The sequence below is a fragment of the Geothermobacter hydrogeniphilus genome (assembly GCF_002898515.1).
Lineage (GTDB): Bacteria > Desulfobacterota > Desulfuromonadia > Desulfuromonadales > Geothermobacteraceae > Geothermobacter_A.
Window position 1 is genome coordinate 54708 of record NZ_PPFX01000019.1, and the last position, 17204, is coordinate 71911.

Annotated in this window: 14 protein-coding genes and 1 tRNA gene; 11 read left to right on the forward strand and 4 right to left on the reverse strand. The window is 57.7% G+C overall.

Annotation, left to right across the window (positions count from 1 at the left end; all coding sequences use genetic code 11):
* Window positions 1-39: 39 nt before the first annotated feature.
* The 6 genes from C2E25_RS09590 to holA all read left to right on the forward strand — a co-directional run bounded on the left by C2E25_RS09590 (window position 40) and on the right by holA (window position 5865).
* Window positions 40-867 (forward strand): GAF domain-containing protein, encoded by an 828-nt coding sequence (locus tag C2E25_RS09590; RefSeq protein WP_103115530.1) that lies wholly within the window; start codon window positions 40-42, stop codon window positions 865-867.
* A gap of 17 nt (window positions 868-884) precedes the next feature.
* Window positions 885-1265 carry a response regulator gene (locus C2E25_RS09595; RefSeq protein WP_085008944.1) on the forward strand — a complete coding sequence of 127 codons (381 nt, stop codon included), beginning with the start codon at window positions 885-887 and terminating at the stop codon, window positions 1263-1265.
* Window positions 1266-1368: 103 nt separating this feature from the next.
* Window positions 1369-1587, forward strand: a complete 219-nt coding sequence (infA, locus tag C2E25_RS09600) for a translation initiation factor IF-1 (RefSeq protein ID WP_085008343.1) — start codon at window positions 1369-1371, stop codon at window positions 1585-1587.
* Window positions 1588-1778: 191 nt separating this feature from the next.
* The gene (leuS, locus tag C2E25_RS09605) at window positions 1779-4340 is read left to right on the forward strand and encodes a leucine--tRNA ligase (RefSeq protein WP_103115531.1); all 2562 of its coding nucleotides are present in this window, start codon (window positions 1779-1781) and stop codon (window positions 4338-4340) included.
* Window positions 4337-4864 carry an LptE family protein gene (gene lptE / locus C2E25_RS09610; protein ID WP_103115532.1) on the forward strand — a complete coding sequence of 176 codons (528 nt, stop codon included), beginning with the start codon at window positions 4337-4339 and terminating at the stop codon, window positions 4862-4864. The genes leuS and lptE overlap by 4 nt, the downstream gene beginning before the upstream one ends.
* An 11-nt stretch (window positions 4865-4875) precedes the next feature.
* Entirely contained in the window at window positions 4876-5865 is a 990-nt protein-coding gene (holA, locus tag C2E25_RS09615; RefSeq protein ID WP_103115533.1) for a DNA polymerase III subunit delta, read from the forward strand.
* 84 nt (window positions 5866-5949) lie between these two features.
* On the opposite strand, the gene rpsT is transcribed toward holA, so the two are convergent.
* Window positions 5950-6219 (reverse strand): 30S ribosomal protein S20, encoded by a 270-nt coding sequence (gene rpsT / locus C2E25_RS09620; protein ID WP_103115534.1) that lies wholly within the window; start codon window positions 6217-6219, stop codon window positions 5950-5952.
* Between the two features lie 246 nt (window positions 6220-6465).
* Here rpsT and murJ point away from each other — a divergent pair, with 246 nt between their 5' ends.
* Complete coding sequence (murJ, locus tag C2E25_RS09625) at window positions 6466-8040, forward strand: murein biosynthesis integral membrane protein MurJ (RefSeq protein WP_103115535.1); 1575 nt, start codon at window positions 6466-6468, stop codon at window positions 8038-8040.
* A 92-nt stretch (window positions 8041-8132) separates the two neighbouring features.
* On the opposite strand, the gene C2E25_RS09630 is transcribed toward murJ, so the two are convergent.
* The 3 genes from C2E25_RS09630 to C2E25_RS09640 all read right to left on the reverse strand — a co-directional run bounded on the left by C2E25_RS09630 (window position 8133) and on the right by C2E25_RS09640 (window position 13503).
* Window positions 8133-8606: a tRNA (cytidine(34)-2'-O)-methyltransferase gene (locus C2E25_RS09630; RefSeq protein WP_103115536.1), complete on the reverse strand. Its 474-nt coding sequence runs from the start codon at window positions 8604-8606 to the stop codon at window positions 8133-8135.
* Window positions 8607-8753: 147 nt separating this feature from the next.
* On the reverse strand, window positions 8754-11558 hold the full coding sequence (locus C2E25_RS09635; protein ID WP_103115537.1) for a c-type cytochrome: 2805 nt from the start codon (window positions 11556-11558) through the stop codon (window positions 8754-8756).
* A 655-nt stretch (window positions 11559-12213) separates the two neighbouring features.
* Complete coding sequence (locus C2E25_RS09640) at window positions 12214-13503, reverse strand: homocysteine synthase (RefSeq protein WP_103115538.1); 1290 nt, start codon at window positions 13501-13503, stop codon at window positions 12214-12216.
* A 269-nt stretch (window positions 13504-13772) separates the two neighbouring features.
* Between C2E25_RS09640 and C2E25_RS09645 the strand changes: the two genes are divergently transcribed.
* From C2E25_RS09645 to C2E25_RS09660, 4 genes are all read left to right on the forward strand, one after another.
* Entirely contained in the window at window positions 13773-15215 is a 1443-nt protein-coding gene (locus C2E25_RS09645) for an Rqc2 family fibronectin-binding protein (protein WP_158247206.1), read from the forward strand.
* Window positions 15216-15286: 71 nt separating this feature from the next.
* Window positions 15287-15373, forward strand: a tRNA-Leu gene (locus C2E25_RS09650).
* A gap of 260 nt (window positions 15374-15633) precedes the next feature.
* Entirely contained in the window at window positions 15634-15870 is a 237-nt protein-coding gene (locus C2E25_RS09655) for a helix-turn-helix domain-containing protein (RefSeq protein WP_103115540.1), read from the forward strand.
* An 11-nt stretch (window positions 15871-15881) separates the two neighbouring features.
* Window positions 15882-17141, forward strand: coding sequence for a type II toxin-antitoxin system HipA family toxin (locus tag C2E25_RS09660; protein ID WP_103115541.1), 1260 nt, complete (start codon window positions 15882-15884; stop codon window positions 17139-17141).
* The last annotated feature ends 63 nt before the right edge of the window (window positions 17142-17204 follow it).

Sequence of the window (17204 nt, forward strand, 5' to 3'; positions counted from 1 at the left end):
AAGATTTACTCATTTTCATTTGCTTTGAGGAGCAGGTATATGGCTGGCATTGAAGATCATCACGGGGGGGCAAACCGCGCTGAGGAATTTCTGCAGATCTTTAAGAAGGGTGCTGAATTCACCCAGGATCTGCTCAAGGAAAACGAACGACTGAGGTTCCAGATTCTCAAGCTCGAAGAAAAAGAGCGTCAGGAGCCGGGAGTTCCCAGTGATGACGCGACGGTGCGCAGGCTCCAGGAGAAAATCTCCACGCTTGAAGAAGAAAAGGCCCAGATCCTCGATCGTATCAGGGAGGTTGAGGAGGAAAATCTCGATTTCGCCAATCGTTATGTCGATATCGAAAACGAGAACAATATGCTGGCCAATCTCTACATCGCTTCCTACCAACTGCATTCGACCCTCGATTTCAACGAAGTTCTGCAGATCATCCTCGAAATCGTCATCAACCTGATCGGCGCCGAACAATTCGGTGTTATGCTGCTCGATGAGAAGACCAACTCGCTGCGCGCGGTCGGTTCCGAGGGGATTGAGCGGGATGAACTGCCGGTCATTGAACTCGGTGAAGGGGTTATCGGACAGATGGCCAAAACCGGAGAAAATTATTTTGTCGATGATCTGGAGCATTACCAGAAAGATCTGACCAATCCGATGGTCTGCATCCCGTTGAAAATCAAGGAACACGTTATCGGTGTCATTGTTATTTACTCGCTTCTGGAGCAGAAAAGCAGGTTTGCCGAAGTTGATTACGAATTGTTCACCCTGCTTGCCGGTCACGCCGCCACGGCCATCTTTTCGTCCAAGCTCTATTCCGAATCGGAACGAAAGTTGACGACGATTCAGGGCTTTATCGATCTGATGACCAAGTAGCGGCCTGGGAGGGAAAAATGTCAGCCTTTAAAGTACTGATAGTGGAAGATTCTCCAACCATGCGCCAGTTGATCGTCTTCGCTCTGAAGAGGATTCGCGGGTTGCAGATCAGTGAAGCCAATGATGGCGTTGACGGTCTGAAAAAACTTTCCGCCGAACGTTTTGACCTGATTTTCACTGACATCAACATGCCGATCATGGACGGCCTGAAGCTGGTCTCACTGGTGAGAAATGACCCCGGCTACAAGGATGTGCCGATTGTCATCATCACTACCGAGGGGGCCAACGAGGATCGTGAACGGGCCCTGGCTCTGGGTGCCAACGAATATATCACCAAGCCGATCCAGACGACCAAGATCATGGACGCCGCCCGGCGCTTGCTGCCGCTTACGGTTTGAGCCGGGATTGCGCCGTCGGGCTTGACAACCGGCCCGACTGTCGAGTTAAATAGCCGAAATCCCCGGCGGGCAGCAAGCACCGCCGGTTTGCAAGGAGGACCAATTGGCCAAAGAAGAAGCCATCGAAGTTGAAGGGGAAGTTGTTGAACCGCTTCCCAATGCCATGTTTCGGGTCAAACTCGAAAACGGTCATGTCGTTCTGGCCCATATTTCCGGAAAAATGCGCAAATATTATATCCGCATTCTTCCCGGGGACCGGGTCACGGTTGAACTTTCCCCCTACGACCTCACCCGTGGACGGATAACCTACCGGGAAAAATAATCCGTGGCCTGTACCGGGCTCCGGGTTCGTTATGGACATCATGCCGGGTGGTGAAATCGCCCGGCTGAAGCGGAAAAGCCGGCTTGTGCCGGTTTTCCTTTTTACGGCGACCGTGGCGGCCGGAAAATCCAGGGCTGCGGACGTGTCCTGGGCAACACGGGTGATAAGTCAGGATCAATTCAGGAGGACGTATGCAAGAGCGCTATGATGCCGGCGCCATTGAACAGAAGTGGCAGGCCCATTGGGAGAAAACTGGAGCCTTCAAGGCGGAGGTAGATCCGTCTCGACCAAAGTACTACCTGCTTGAAATGTTTCCCTATCCTTCCGGTCGTATTCATATGGGGCATGTCCGCAACTATTCCATCGGTGACGTGGTCGCTCGTTTCAAGGCCCTGCAGGGTTTCAACGTGCTGCACCCGATGGGTTGGGATGCCTTCGGCATGCCGGCGGAAAATGCCGCCATTCAGCATGGCACCCATCCGGCCAAGTGGACCTATGAAAATATCGACAACATGCGTTCCCAGCTCAGGAAAATGGGGCTGTCGTATGACTGGAGCCGGGAATTCGCAACCTGCAATGAGGAGTATTATCGCTGGGAACAGCTGATTTTCCTGCGCATGCTGGAGCGTGGACTGGCCTACAAGAAGAGTTCGACCGTTAACTGGTGTCCCACCTGCCGGACCGTGTTGGCCAATGAACAGGTCGAGGATGATTGTTGCTGGCGTTGCGACTCGGAGGTCGAGGGAAAAGAGCTGGAACAGTGGTTCTTCAAGATCACCGATTATGCCCAGGAACTGCTGGACGAAATCGACAACCTCAAAGGGTGGCCCGATTCGGTTCTGACCATGCAGCGCAACTGGATCGGGCGCAGTGTCGGTTGTGAAATCAATTTCCCCCTTGAGGGGAGTGAAAAATCGATTCGCGTCTTTACCACCCGCCAGGATACCCTCTACGGCGCCACTTTCATGAGCCTTGCTCCCGAACACCCGATGGTGGCGGAGCTGGTGACCGAAGAGCATGAACAGGAGGTTGCCGCCTTCATCGCCAAGGTGCGTAAACAGGATAAAAACAAGCGTACCGCCGACGATTACGAAAAAGAGGGCGTCTTTACCGGCAGTTACTGTGTCAATCCGGTCAGCGGCCGCCGGATGCCGGTTTTCCTGGCCAATTTCGTATTGATGGACTACGGCACCGGAGCGGTGATGGCGGTGCCGACTCATGACCAGCGTGATTTCGAGTTTGCCCGCAAGTACGATCTGCCGCTGGTGGTCGTGATCCAGCCGGAGGGTGATGCGCTCGTTCCGGAACAGATGGAAGCAGCCTGGACCGGATCCGGTCGGCTGGTCAATTCTGAGCGATTCGACGGTCTGGACAACGAGGCGGCCAAGGAACAGATTGCCGATTATCTGACCGCCGAAGGGATCGGCAGGGCGACGGTGAATTTCCGGTTGCGCGACTGGGGTGTCTCCCGCCAGCGCTACTGGGGGACCCCGATCCCGATCATCTACTGTGACGATTGCGGTACGGTACCGGTTCCGGAAAAGGATCTGCCGGTTGTTCTGCCGCAGGATGTGGAATTGACCGGGGAGGGCGGCAGTCCACTCGCCCGGACCGAATCCTTCATCACTGTACCCTGCCCGCAATGCGGCAAAACCGCCCGACGGGAGACCGACACTTTCGATACCTTTGTCGAGTCTTCCTGGTATTTTGCCCGTTACGCGTCCCCGCGGGAGCAGGACGCTCCTCTTGATAAGGAGCAGGTCAAGTACTGGCTGCCGGTTGATCAGTATATCGGCGGGGTCGAGCATGCCGTCATGCACCTGCTCTATGCCCGTTTCTTCACCAAAATTCTCCGTGACCTGGAATTTGTCGAGGATGGTTTCAATGAGCCGTTCACCAACCTGCTGACTCAGGGAATGGTCTGCATGGAGACCCGTTCGTGTCCCGAGCACGGCTGGCTCTACCCCGAGCAGGTCGCAGACGGCAAGTGCAGCCAGTGTGGTCAGCCGGCGGCGGTTGGACGCACCGAGAAGATGAGCAAGTCGAAGATGAATGTCGTCGACCCCGACCATCTGATTGCCCGCTACGGAGCCGATACCGCGCGACTGTTTTCACTTTTTGCCGCGCCCCCGGAAAAAGACCTGGAGTGGAATGAGCAGGGGGTTGAGGGCTGCTACCGGTTCCTCAACCGGGTCTGGCGGGCGGTCTTTGATCATGTCGAGCTGCTGCGGCAGGCCGGCGAACCCGAGGATCTGCCCGGAGCGCCGCGAGACCTTCGTCGACAGACCCACCGCACCATCAGGAAGGTGACCGAGGATGTCGACGGCCGCTTCCACTTCAATACCGCCATCGCCGCGATCATGGAACTGGTCAATGCCATCTACGCCTTCAAGCAAGCGCAACAGGCTCCGGGTGTCATGAAGGAAGCCCTGGAAACGGTGGTCCGCCTGCTCAACCCCTTCGTTCCGCATATCGCCGCCGAACTCTGGTCCTGTCTCGGCCATGACGAGGAGCTCAACTCCCTCGGTTGGCCGGTATGGGATGACGCGGCGCTGGTCGAGGAGCAGAAGCAGATTGTCGTTCAGGTCAACGGCAAGGTGCGCGGCAAGGTGCTGGTGGCCGCGGACGCTGACCAGGCCAGTATGGAACAGGCGGCCCTTAATGAAGATAACGTGGCCCGTTTCCTGGAAGGAAAGACGGTGCGCAAGGTGGTTGTTGTCCCGGGACGGCTGGTCAACGTGGTGGCGAATTGAAGTTCGTTCCGGTCAGAGCATTATTGCTGGGGGCGCTGCTGCTCTGTCTGCTGGCCGCCGGATGCGGATACCGGTTTCGCGGCCAGGGCAACAGTCTGCCCGGCGGGGTCCATTCGGTTTATATCGAGATGTTTGTCAACCGGACCACCGAGCCGTTTCTTGAAAATCGTCTGACCAACGCCGTAACCCGTCGTTTTGCCCGCAAGAGAGAGGTCGAGGTCGCCGCCCGCCGTACCGGGGCGGAGGCCATTCTTTCGGGGGAGATCACCGCATACGAGACCGAGCCGATTTCCTACGATCGTAACGACAAAGTTACCGAATATCGTTCCATTATGACCGTTGCCGTGGTTCTGAGTCGCCTCGACAGCGGGAAGACGCTATGGAAAGGGACCCTCACCTGGTCGGAAGAGTACCTGGCCGATGCCGACAAGTCGGTTCAGGATGACCGCGAGCTGGCGGCTGAGGTTCAGATCAGTGATCGATTGTCGGACGAGATTCTGGCCCACCTGCTGGAAAACTTCTAAGGTTGTCCGCGATGAAAACCGCTGAATTGCGCCAGGCACTGGAAAAGGGGGCCTGCCCGCCGTTGATCTGCCTGTTCGGTGAGGAAACCTTTCACCGTGACCAGATGCTGCAGATGATCATCGACCGGGTTGTTCCCGAAGACGCGAGGGATTTCAACCTGGCGGTTTTCCAGGGGAAGGAAGCCTCTGGACAGGCCATGCTTGAGCAGTTGCAGACTCTGCCGGTTTTTTCCCCCCGCCGCCTGGTACTGGTCAAGGATTTTTCAGCGGTGCCGGCCGCCGAAAGTGAAAAACTCCTTGATTATCTCGCCGCGCCACTCTCAGAAACAATTCTGGTGCTGGTAGCGGACAAGATTGACCGTCGCCGCAAGTTCTTTCAGGTTTTCGGCAAGAAGGGCGCCCTGATCGAGTTCAAACCCCTCTACCCGAACCAGATTCCCGCCTTTGTTGAGCAGCAGGTCCGGTCTGCCGGTAAACGCATGACCGAAGACGCGATGGCTTTTTTCTGCCGCCGGGTCGGAACCAACCTGCAGGAAATTCACGGTGAGTTGGAAAAACTCTGCAGTTATCTCGGAGACCGCAACCTGATCGATGTCAATGATGTCCGCGCGGTGGTTTCCGATATCCGGGCCGACAGTGTCTTCGACCTGACCAATGCCCTGGGCAAAAAACAGACCAGTGAAGCTCTGCGTCTGCTCGGCAGGTTGCTGGCGGATGGTATGGCTCCGGTGCTGGTACTCAGCATGATGGTGCGCCACTTCCGCCAGTTGTGGAAGACCAGTGAATTGCTGGCGCAGGGGGGAGGGCGCAAGGACATTGCCCGCGGGGTTGGAGTGAATCCCTATTTTGTTGACGGGCTGATCAGCCAGTCGCGGCAATTTCAGAGTACTCAGTTCGCAGCCTGGTTTGAGCTTTTTCTCGAGGCTGATCTGAAGCTCAAATCGAGCGGCGGCAATCCTCGGGCGATTCTGGAAGCGCTGGTGATGGACCTGGCCACCTGAGCCCGGTAGGAACAAGCCGATTCAGAAGGACGAAAAAAGGCCCCGGAGACGGGGCCTTTTCAATTCTGGTCAACTGTTTGCGCCTCAGGACGCCGACAGGGCGTTGACCAGCCGGGTCAGGCGGGAGATCTTGCGGCTGGCGGTCGCCTTATGGATGACGCCCTTGGTGGCCGCCTTGTCAATATAGGGAACGGCTTTGGCCAGGCTGACCTGCGCCGCCTCCGGGTCGGCCGCCGCGACGGCGGTACGGACCTGCTTGACAAGGGTGCGCATGGTGGAACGGATATGGGTGTTGCGGGCATTGCGGATCTGATTCTGGCGGTTGCGCTTCAGCGCGGACTTGTGATTAGCCAATTGGGCCTCCTATGACAAGCATTGTTTTCTTCAGTGGCCGTTTTATATCACCGGCACCCCCCTTCGTCAAGATAAAAACCGTCAAATGTTAAATAGAAAATGCCACAAAAACAGCTGGTTGCATTGCGAATGCCGAGGATTAATAAAAAATAATCCCTTTATCTGATGGTCCTCTTGTCCTGTCTGGCAATATCACGCCGGAGGAAGTCGTTGCCAGCGCAAAATCCCTGTGTTAATCCTTGCGCCATGACCGATCGCCAACAAATCGCCCGCTCCACCGGTATCCTCGGCGCGGCCACCGGACTCAGCCGTATCGGCGGACTGGTCCGTGATGTGGTTGTCGCCGGTCTCTTCGGAGCCGGTTTCGCCACCGACGCCTTTTTCATGGCTTTCACCATCCCCAACCTGCTGCGCCGGTTCTTTGCCGAAGGGTCTCTGACCGCTGCCTTCGTCCCCACTTACAGCGAGGTCTATCACCTGCAGGGGGAAGACGAGGCCCGCAGGGTGGCCAATATCTGCTGGACCCTGCTGACCCTGGTCATGGCGGTGGTTGTCGCGGCGGGGATTTTCGCCTCTCCCTGGCTGGTCGGTGCCATCGGTCACGGGTTTGCCGCCACACCGGGTAAGCTGGCCCTGACCGATATGCTCAATCGCTTGATGTTTCCCTACATTTTTTTTGTCAGCCTGTTGGCGCTGGCAACCGGCATTCTCAACGTCCGCGGTCACTTTTTCCTGCCGGCGGTTTCGCCGCTGGTGCTTAACCTTTCGATGATTACCAGCGGGCTGCTTTTTTCCGGCTGGTGTGATCCGCCGATTCTGTCACTGGCATTTGGGGTTATTCTCGGTGGGCTGCTGCAGTTGTTGATGCAGATTCCCGTTCTGCGCCATCATCGCCAGCTGCCGAAACCCAATTTCCATTTTTTCGATCCGGCGGTCAGGAAAATCACCCGGTTGATGATTCCAGGCCTGTTCGGTGTCGCAATCTACCAGGTCAACGTCATTGTCACCCGTCTTCTGGCCTCGTTTCTCCCCGAGGGGAGCGTTAGTTATCTTTATTACGGACAGCGGTTGTTCGAGTTTCCGCAAGGAATTTTTATTGTTTCACTGGCCCAGGCGGTACTGCCGACATTGAGCCGCCAGGCGGCGGAAAATGATCGACCGGCTCTGGCCGAGTCGGTCCGTTTTGCCCTGATGTTGATGCTGATTGGTATCCTGCCGGCAACCGTCGGTCTGATTCTCTGCGCCGAACCGGTCTACAGTCTTTTTTTCATGCGTGGTCAGTTCGGCAGCAACGCCGTCCATCAATCGGCCCTGGCCCTGGCGGCCTACGCGCCGGGGCTGCTCTGCGTCGGTTTCAGCCGGGTGCTGGCTCCGACCTTTTACGCGCTCAAGGACACCCGGACCCCGGTACTGATTTCCTTCTGGACCTTGCTGGTCAACGTCGGACTCGGATTGCTGCTGATGGGGCCCATGCGCCATGTCGGGCTGGCGTTGGCCCTGTCCGTCGCCTCGCTGTTCAATGCCCTGCTGCTGGGGGTCGTGTTGTTGCGGCGGCTGCCTGAACTGAACCTCCGACCGATGTTGCCGGCACTGATGAAACTGATTGTCCCGGTCCTGGTGATGGGGCTGGCCGTCTGGAGCATTCTCGGCAGTATTAACTGGCTGCAGCCGGGCAACCTGGTTCCCAGGGGGGGGGTCCTCACGCTGGCAGTGACGGTCGGTCTGTTTCTCTATGGCGGTGGTTGTCTGCTGTTTAAAGTGGAGGGGGCCGACCGGGTCGGGGAGATCATCCGGAGGAAGTTGTTCAGGGGGAAGGGGTGAAGCCCGCCCTGTTGCCGGGATGTCGCCGCAGGTTGAAAGCCGGGAGGCTGCAGCGGCGGTCGGGCTCCTCGGAAAACGCTTCCTGCTCGGATTTAACCAGCGGTCATCCCCAACTGCCGTAACGCCTCGTAGGCGACGATTCCGGCTGCCGTTGAAAGATTCAGGCTGCGGACGCTTTCGGTGAAGATCGGGATGCGGATCGCCTGCCCTCCGGCTTCAGCCAGTATGGTCTCCGGAAGTCCTTTGGTCTCCTTGCCGAAAACCAGAAAATCCCCTTTTTGATAGTCGACACGCGTGTAGCTTTTTCTGGCCTTCTTCGAGGCATACCAGAAGCGGGCTTGTGGATAGGCGGCACGCAGCGACGGGAAATTCTCCCAGCGTCGCAGTTGTACCGCCGGCCAGTAATCGAGCCCGGCCCGTTTCAGGTGGCGGTCGTCGAGGGAAAAACCGAGTCTGCCGACCAGGTGCAGGTGGATGCCGGTAGCGGCACAGAGGCGGGCGATGTTGCCGGTGTTCGGCGGAATCTCCGGCTCGATCAGGACGATGTGGAGAGGCGGCTGTTTCATGGTGCGGGACTATAGCACAAAGTCGAACAGGCCGGGAGGTGAACCTGAATCAATGACTTGTGCTATCCGTCGACAAGGAACTCACTGATTCGGGGTGAAGAAAAAGGGGGCCCGTTCGGGCCCCCTTGGATTGCAGTGTCGCGGGAGTTAATCGTTCCCGCCGTTCCAGCTCTCGGAACCATGACATTGGATGCTCGAACATTTGCCGTTCGCGTAGCTGCCGACCCGGGTTGATCCCCCGCCGATGGTGCCGGCCGGACTGGTTTCAAAGGCCGGAGTGGTCAGGTCGCCGAAGTGGTTGTCCATCTTGGCGGTGTTGTGGCAGACGGTACAGGCAAAGCCTTCCCGGATGTGCTTGGAATGTTTTCCGGAATTGTAGCTGTTGTACTCGCCGGTGCCGGAGGCATGGCAGCTGGTGCACTGGCTGTTGACGGCGATCGAGCCGCTCCACCAGTCGGGCGTGGTCTTGCCGCCGTGACAGCTGATGTTGCTGCACTGACCGTTCTGGTTGTCGGTCGCCGTGGCGTTTTTCGAATCGTAAGCGGCCGGGAAGCCGAGGTCCACCTGGCCGTTATGGTCGTGACCGGTGTGGCAGACCGAGCAATCGGTGCCGACGCCCGGCAGGGTCTTGTGAGCGGCATGGGCACCGGCGGTGTTGGGTGCCACGGTACCGTTTGGCGGCTGGCCGTGGCAGGCCGTGCAGTCACTGTAGTCGGGGCCGCCGCCACCGGCATTGCCGGCCGGCAGGGCGTCGGCGATCGCCTGGACCTCGGTGGCGGTGAGGGTGGCGAGGAAGCCCATGCCGCCGGTGTTGCCGTCGATGGCATTCTGAATGTCGGTGGCGGTGCGGCCCGGTTTGCTGGTGCTGGCCAGGCTGCCGTGACACCCGGCGCAGTTGCTGCCGTAAAGGGCGGCGCCGTCAACCGGCCCCGGGGCCGGTGCCGGAGGAGCGGGCAGGGCGTCGGCGATCGCCTGGACCTCAGTGGCGGTGAGGGTGGCGAGGAAGCCCATGCCGCCGGTGTTGCCGTCGATGGCATTCTGAATGTCGGTGGCGGTGCGGCCCGGTTTGCTGGTGCCGGCCAGGCTGCCGTGACACCCGGCGCAGTTGCTGCCGTAAAGGGCGGCGCCGTCAACCGGTCCCGGGGTCGGTGCCGGGGGAGCGGGCAGGGCGTCGGCGATCGCCTGGATCTCCGCGGCGGTCAGATTGCTGAGATAGCCCATGCCACCGCGATTAGCGTCGATGGCTCCCTGGATGTCAGCCGCGGTGCGGCCCGGTTTGCTGGTATTGGCCAGATTGCCGTGGCAGCCGGCGCATTCGTTGTTGTAAAGGGCGATGCCGTCGGGCGGCAGGGTCGGGTCAAGCGGGGGCGCAGCCGGCAGAGCATCGGCAATCGCCTGCACTTCCTGCATCGTCAGGTTGCTGAGATAGCCCATGCCGCCGGTATTGCTGTCGATGGCGGCCTGGATCTGGGTCGAGGTACGGCCCGGTTTGACGGTGTTGGCAAGGTCGCCGTGACATCCGGCGCAATTGGCACCATAGAGAGCCGTGCCGTCAGCAGGCATGGATCCACCATTATTGCCGCCGCCATCGCCGCCGCTGCTGTTGCCGGTCAGCGCGTCGGCGATGGACTGCACCTCGTTCGCGGTGAGGCTGCTGAGAAAATTCATGCCACCGGTGTTGTTATCGATGGCCGCCTGGATGGCCGCCGCGCCGCGGCCGGCTTTGCTGCTGGTGCTGAGGCCGCCGTGACATCCGGCGCAATTGTTCGCATAGAGAGTTGATCCGTCGGCAGGCATGTTTCCGCCATTATTGCCGCTGCCGTTACCCGGGGGCATGGCGCCGCCGGGGTTGTCGAGATAACCGGTCAGTGCGGTCAGTTCGTCGGCGGTCAGATGGCGGTTGTTGTGTCCACCGCTGATCTTGGCCTGGGCTTTGGTTCCCTTGCCGGTCAAATCCATGGTGCCGCCGTTGCCGATGTTATGACACATGGAACAGTTGTCGGTGAACACGGTCCGGCCGTCAACGGGCGGCATATTGCTGTTGGCATTCTGCCGTTTCTGCACGTAATTGCGAACGACCTGCTGCAGTTGATCCTTCATCAGGTTCAGGTCGGAGGTGAACTGAGCGCGGTCGAAATGTCCGCCGTTGCCCTGCATGTGGGAGCGGGTTTTCTGCACCAGGTTCTGGACCTGGTCAACAGTGGAATGGATCAGGTCGTTCAAATGGAGGGGTTCGGTGAGGGTCGGGTCCGTCGCCAGTTGAGCGGCGAGACTGGTGAACTCACCACTGTTCAGCATCCCTTTTACCGCCTGACCCATGTCCTGGAGGACTTCAAAATTGGCGGCCGAATTGGCTTCAGCCGGACCCATGTCAAAGTTTCCGGTCGCGACCATGAAGGCGTTGAGGGCCATGTTGGCGCGCAGCTTTTCCAGCCTGCTGTCGGGAACCTGGCCTTTGACGTTGTCCAGACCCAGCATCGGGTTGCTGTAGATCTGGTTTTTATCAACCTGGAAGCCGGCATCGGTCAGCAGTTTGGCGACCTCGGTTTCATTCATGCCGTTGGCGACCAGGGTGGTCATCGGGCTGACAACAATCTGTCCGACATCTTCAGGCAGAACCTTGCGTTTCAGCATCCCCTCGAAGGGGGCACTGCCGTGGGTGCCGCGCTGGCTGATTTTCAGCCGCACCGTTGAACCCGGGGTCAGCGCTTTGGGAAAATTGAATTGTCCCTGGTCGTCGGAGGGCGTGGATGCCGGTTGGAGAATCCTGCCGTCAGCCGAAATTTCTTCGAAGACGGCGCCGACGATATAGGGATCGACGGCGATACCGCTGGTGACGCCGCTGGTAACCGGCGTGCTGCTGGTGGCAGATGATCCGCCATCACTGCCGCAGGCGGCGAGGATGAGGGCGGCCAATGCTGCCAGAATGAGAGTTGCCAATCGTCTTGACATGATCAAAAAGCTCCTTTCAGGATACTTGCTGGCGGACAGATCAAAGTCTGTCCGGATGAAGTTCAGGCACAATGACAATGGTGCATTGAAAATCCTTTGTCTTTACCAGGGTGATGAAAAAGTCAGGCTCCCCAGGCTGAGCAAAAATGTCCAGATGTAAGGCGTCCGCACTCCTGCGGCATAAGGCGTACCGGAAGGTACGTCGTTGACGCGGGGGAAGGACAACGCAGCAGATGGGCGTTTTTCATCAGCCTGTTAGAGCAAGGATCCGGCCCGAAAATGAGCATTATCGTGTTTCGTGCGGGCAAACGCAGACGATTGCTTTCAGATCAACTTTGGCTGACTGTGCGCATTGACAGGCAAATTGTCGCGGTTCGCGCAGAGGAAGGTTTTATGGTTTTGATCCATGACCGGATCTGTTATGAATTTCAGGGTGTTGGCGGGACAAGGCGGAAAAGGTGGCAGTCAGGAGCAGCAGACGGGTGAACAGGAAGGTTTGATGAACAGCGGCCGGGTGAACAGGTGAACGAGGAAAGTCTTCAAATAATAACGTTTTTTGGCGATGAGTGTGTCGGCGGAATGACGGTTGTCTGTCGCCTGGAAGAAGAAGGAAAGAAATCGGGGGTGGCGCCTGGCGGAACCACCCCCGCGAATGTCAGGACTGGCTGGCCTTGAGCGCCTGGTCGAGATCTGACAGGATGTCGTCGATATCCTCGATGCCGACCGAAACGCGGACGAAATCCGCAGTCACGCCGGCCGCTTCCTGCTCCTCGGCTGAAAGCTGCTGGTGGGTGGTGGTCGCCGGGTGAATAACCAGGGTCTTGGCGTCTCCGATGTTGGCCAGGTGGCTGGCGAGCTTGACATTGTCGATGAATTTCGCTCCGGCTTCGGCGCCTCCCCTGATCCCGAACCCGAGGATCGCTCCCTGTCCTTTCGGCAGGTACTTGCGGGCGCGGTCATAATCAGGATGGCTTTCCAGCCCCGGGTAGTTGACCCAGGAAACACAGGGATGGCCATCGAGGAATTTCGCCACTGCCAGGGCGTTTTCGCAATGGCGCGGCATCCGTACATGCAGGGTTTCCAGCCCCTGAAGGAATTGGAAAGCGTTGAACGGCGACAGGCAGGGCCCCATGTCGCGCAGCAGGGTGAGGCGCATCTTGAGGATGTAGGCGAGTTCCCCGAGCGCCTCGTGGTAGACCAGACCATGATAGCTGGGGTCCGGAGTGGTGTATTCGGGGAACCGGCCGCTCGACCAGTCGAATTTTCCGCTGTCGACCACCGCGCCGCCGATGCTGGTGCCGTGTCCGCCGATGAACTTGGTCAGCGAATAGCAGACGATGTCGGCACCGTGTTCGATGGGACGGAACAGGATCGGGGTGGCGACGGTATTGTCGACGATGAACGGCAGGCCGTTGTCGTGGGCGATTGCGGCCAGGGTTTCGAAGTCATCGACATTGTTTTTCGGGTTGCCGATGGTCTCGGTATAGATCGCCCTGGTGTTGTCGTCGATGGCCGCGGCGACTGCCTGCGGATCCGAGGTGTCGACGAATTTAACCTTGATTCCCATGCGGGCGAAGGTATGGTGAAAGAGATTGTAGGTGCCGCCGTAGAGGTAGCTGCTGGCGACGATGTTGTCACCGGCTTTGGCGAGGTTGAGAATCGCCAGGGTGACGGCGGCCGAGCCGGAGGCCAGGGCCAGGGCGCCGACCCCGCCGTCCATCTCCGCCAGGCGTTTTTCCAGCACGTCGCTGGTCGGGTTCATCAGGCGGGTGTAGATATTTCCCATCTCCTTGAGGCCGAACAGGTTGGCGGCGTGCTCCGAGGAATTGAAGGTGTAGGACGAGGTCTGGTAGATCGGGACCGCCCGGGCATTGGTGGTCGGGTCCGTGACTTGCCCCGCGTGCAGGGCCTTGGTGCCGAGTCGGTAGCTGGTTTCTTCTGACATGGTCTCTGCTCCCTTGGAAATATCCTGAATATGAAATCGATTATGGGAAGAAAAACAAAATAAAGTAAAAAAGTCAAGAAGGTTGAAAGCTAAAACACATGGAACAGTTGTAGAATTCTGCGGCGTTCAGCCCATGAGTTGACAGCATAGCACCATCGGAGCCGATGCCAACAGTGAAAGGATCGGCCACGGTCTCCAGGTAACCCGCCGGCTTCGGTTTGTGCCGTTTGCCGGTCATGGATTCATTGCTTCCGGGAAGGTTGTTATTTGTGAATATCCTGCTGTTTGAAAAAACGATCGCTGAACTCAAGCCTCTGCTTGTCGGGGCCCGGGTTGCCAAGATCCATCAGCCGATCGCCGATACCCTGGTGCTGCGGCTGTGGACCGGCGAGGAGAACCTGCGCCTGTTGATCAGTGTCGGGTCCCTGGCCCGCATTCACCTGACTGAAAAGACCTATCCCAATCCCTACACTCCGCCTCGTTTCTGCCAGTTGCTGCGGGCCCGTCTGAGAAGGATCGATGCGCTCTCCCGGGTCGGCGGGGACCGGATTGCCTTTCTGGATGTCACCGGTCCGGACGGGTCGCTGCGTCTTTATATTGAACTCTTCGGCTCTCCCGGCAATCTGTTGCTGGTCGATGGCGACGGAATCATTATCGACGCCCTGGTGCGCAAAAAGAGCGATCGGAACGGGCGCTGTCTGCAGCCGGGGGAACGTTACCGTTTGCCGGAACCTCCTGATCGTGTACCGGCCCGGTCTCTTCCCGAGGCACTCGGGTCGCTGGAATCTGTTTCCGGTCGGGCTCTCTGGCTGCGACTCGATGAATATTTTTATCCCTTGCAGTTTCAGGCCGGCCAACTCGGCGATCGTGGTGAATTGCAGCGGGCCGTTGCCCGTGAGCGGAAGCGGCTCACTAAACGCCTCGCCAATATCGCCCGGGAAGAGGCTGACAAGAACTCCTTTGCCGAGCGCCGCCGGCTCGGGGAACTGCTGCTCGCCAACCTGCACCGGGTTCGCAAGGGGATGGATTCGGTGCGGGTGATTGACTACAGTGACGATCCCCCGGTTGAGGTGGAGATTGACCTCGACCCGCGTCTGAGTCCCCAGGAGAACGCCCAGGCGTTGTTCAGGCGTTACAAGAAAGAGAAGCGTGGCATTGATCATGTCCGGCGTCGCCGGGAAGAGACCGAACAGCAGCGGGCCTGGCTCGAACAGGTCCAGCTGGCTCTTGATGAAGCCGTCGTGCCCGATGACCTGCGGGAGATCGCCGAAGAATTGCGGCAGGCCGGCCTCTACCGCCCGGCCCGGCATGAACCGGCGACCCGTCGTCGCCTGAGCGGCGTACCCACCCTGCGGCGGGTGGTCAGTCCGGGCGGGTATCCGATTCTCTGGGGCCGGAACAACCGCGCCAACGACTATCTCACCACCCGCGTTGCCGCGGCTCACGATTACTGGTTTCATGCCCTGGGCGTTCCCGGTTGCCACCTGTTGCTGAAGCGCGACAGCCCGCAGGTTGAGGTGGCCGACGACGACCTGCGGCATGCCGCCCGTATCGCTGCCGGTTATTCCCGCGCAAAGGGGGAAGGGAAGGTGGAGGTGATCTGCTGCCTGGCGGCGGATGTCTGCAAGGTCAAGGGAGCCCACCCGGGGCAGGTCCGCCTGCGCCGGTTTGAAACTCTGACGGTGCAGCCTTTGCGGCTGGACCCGGAATGAAAAATTCAGATTGCGCGGAAAAAATTTGTTGCATTGCCCCGGCGCGTTTGTTATAAATTGCCTCGCTTCACGCCGAAGTGGTGGAATTGGTAGACACGCTAGGTTCAGGGTCTAGTGTCCGTAGGGACGTGGGAGTTCGAGTCTCCCCTTCGGCACCAGAAAAAGTCAAAGCCCGGTCACGCAAGTGGCCGGGCTTTTATCATATACCGTTATCCCGTTCGGGAAAATTTCCTTGCTAAAAGCCCGTAAACCAGATAGAATTTTCCCGATCGGTAAAAATAGCCCCAAAAACAAGAAGTGAACAACATTATCCCGTTCGGGTGCGGGAAAGTTTTCTTGCTGAAAGTCTATAAAACAGGTAAATTTTCCCGATCGGTAAAAAGCCTCGCAAAGAGCAGAATTTCTAAAGAGGTGAATTATGCTTGCCGCAAAACTAAATGTCACACCCGTAAGGGACACCTTTGAGATCGGAAGCATTCTCAGGAAAAAGAGAAAGTCACAGGGGCTGACTCTGGAACAGGTCGCACAGCATTGCGGGCTGAGTATCAGGTTTATCTCGGAAGTCGAGCGGGGCAAGCCTACGGCGGAATTCGGAAAAGTCCTTTTCCTGCTCAACGCCGTTGGTGTGGATCTGTATGTCAGCACCAGGGACTGAAGGCTCACCAGATGGTTGACAAGCTCATCGCCTACAAAGACAACCAGAGAACAGGAACCCTCTCCAGGGATGGAGATTCCTATTCTTTTTGCTACGACTCCGAATGGCTTGAGCAGGCGGCGCCGACCCCTCTCTCGATCTCGCTTCCATTACAGGACAAACCGTTCACAACAGAGCAAACCAGACCGTTTTTTTCAAACCTGTTGCCGGAAGGCCAATTCAGGGACCATATCGCAAACAAGCACAGAATCTCACCGGAAGATGATTTCGCGCTGCTCGCCGCGCTGGCAGGCGATTGTGCCGGTGCCATTGCGCTTTACCCGGAAGACGCTCCCCCTCCCTCCCCGGAAAATCAACACCAATACCGCCCCCTCAGCAAGGAAGACGAAAAGAAACTCTTCGAAGAAGCGTTCATTATGGACCTGTCCTTTTTAGGTCCTGAAGAAAACCCCCGGCTCTCTCTCGCGGGAATGCAGGACAAGTTGCCGGTCATGGTCAAGGATGGAGACATCTACCTGCCGATGGATGGCGCGCCAAGCACACACATCTTGAAACCACAGCATTTCAAATGGAAATCGCTGGTAGAGAATGAAGCTTTCTGCATGTCTCTTGCCAGGGAAATGGGTCTCGATGTCCCTGAATCCTTCATCTTTAAAGGGGACGACATTGCCTACATTATAGAAAGGTACGACAGGGCAGTTGACAGCAACGGAATTGTCAGAAGAATTCACCAGGAAGATTTTTGCCAGGCCCTTGGATTTTCATATAGGAAAAAATATGAAGAAAACGGTGGCCCCGGTCACAAAGAATGCTTCAGGCTGGTGAGGGAATTCAAGAACCCGCTTAAAGACAGGATCAGGTTGATAGATCTGACGATATTCAATCTGTTGATAAGCAACTATGACTGTCACGCAAAAAACATTTCACTTATTTATGAACATGGTGCGGCTCCATCACTGGCGCCTTGTTACGATCTTGTATGTGTTGGGGTCTACAATCTTGAGAGCCGCTTGGCCATGAGTATTGGTGGGGTTTTCGACCCCAAAGATCTCACCCTTGAAAGCTGGGAAAGGTTTGCTGAGGATATTGGCGAAGGCTCTTCAAAGCCGGTGATAAAAGCTCTTGAAAAGATGGCCGGCAACATTCCAGAAACGGCACAAAATGTTGCAAAAAATATGATTAAAAAATACGGTGACAATGTCATATACAAGCAAATTGTCGACAAAATTATCAATAGATCAGAGATTACTTTAAGGCAAATCAAAAGCTAGATAGTCGTCCCTGAAAAATTCGAAATCGGCGCTCCAGCAGACGTAAGGCCGGCATCCCGGATT

Coding starts and splice junctions, on each gene's coding strand:
- C2E25_RS09655 (WP_103115540.1), top strand. CDS start 15,634: ATGCTTGCCGCAAAACTAAATGTCACACCCGTAAGGGACACCTTTGAG.
- murJ (WP_103115535.1), top strand. CDS start 6,466: ATGACCGATCGCCAACAAATCGCCCGCTCCACCGGTATCCTCGGCGCG.
- C2E25_RS09595 (WP_085008944.1), top strand. CDS start 885: ATGTCAGCCTTTAAAGTACTGATAGTGGAAGATTCTCCAACCATGCGC.
- C2E25_RS09660 (WP_103115541.1), top strand. CDS start 15,882: ATGGTTGACAAGCTCATCGCCTACAAAGACAACCAGAGAACAGGAACC.
- holA (WP_103115533.1), top strand. CDS start 4,876: ATGAAAACCGCTGAATTGCGCCAGGCACTGGAAAAGGGGGCCTGCCCG.
- C2E25_RS09630 (WP_103115536.1), bottom strand. CDS start 8,606: ATGAAACAGCCGCCTCTCCACATCGTCCTGATCGAGCCGGAGATTCCG.
- C2E25_RS09590 (WP_103115530.1), top strand. CDS start 40: ATGGCTGGCATTGAAGATCATCACGGGGGGGCAAACCGCGCTGAGGAA.
- C2E25_RS09640 (WP_103115538.1), bottom strand. CDS start 13,503: ATGTCAGAAGAAACCAGCTACCGACTCGGCACCAAGGCCCTGCACGCG.
- leuS (WP_103115531.1), top strand. CDS start 1,779: ATGCAAGAGCGCTATGATGCCGGCGCCATTGAACAGAAGTGGCAGGCC.
- C2E25_RS09635 (WP_103115537.1), bottom strand. CDS start 11,558: ATGTCAAGACGATTGGCAACTCTCATTCTGGCAGCATTGGCCGCCCTC.